The 528-nt window shown below is 43.4% G+C and carries 1 pseudogene and 1 riboswitch; the pseudogene reads right to left on the reverse strand.

What is annotated here, in order from left to right:
- Positions 1 to 268 (reverse strand): annotated as a pseudogene (locus ACWHAR_RS31660) (amino acid permease); the annotation flags it as partial.
- 99 nt (positions 269 to 367) lie between these two features.
- Positions 368 to 512: riboswitch (cyclic di-AMP (ydaO/yuaA leader) on the reverse strand.
- Between the last annotated feature and the right edge of the window lie 16 nt (positions 513 to 528).

Genomic DNA, 528 nt, shown 5'->3' on the forward strand with positions numbered 1-528 from the left:
GCGGATAAGAAAAAATGATCTGCCGGTATGAAAGAATTAATGCCGTCAATAAAATCATGACGCCTGCGGCAATCGGCAGAGAATACCATAATGCGGCGGAACTGACAGCCGCTAAAACGATCAGAATCTGCTCTGTTCCGTAAGCGACGGAAGACAGGGCGTCAGAGGAAAGCAAAGCCAATGCTTTTGTTTTTGTAATCTTTTGTTCTCTAAGCTCTTTTGATTTCAATGGCTTCCCGATTAAAAACCGCTTTATTGCACTATACATCATTGTCTTCTCCTTCTTTGCTGTTTTTTCAGTATTTTTTCGCACAAAAAAGCGCAGAGGCAAAAGCCCCTGCGGAATCGGATTTTTATTCCCAGGTTATCTCCCTCTCTCTTAACGCTTACGAGGTTAGCTGACGGATTCGGGCATATGAGAGTTAGCCCTACCTAAAAAGGATTCACCCCAACGGCAAAAAGCCGTTCTATTGGGTCCCCCGCTCTGATTTCAGATTAAGCGATTTGTTTTCTAAAAGAGATCATACT

The organism is Bacillus sp. LR--39, from assembly GCF_053613335.1.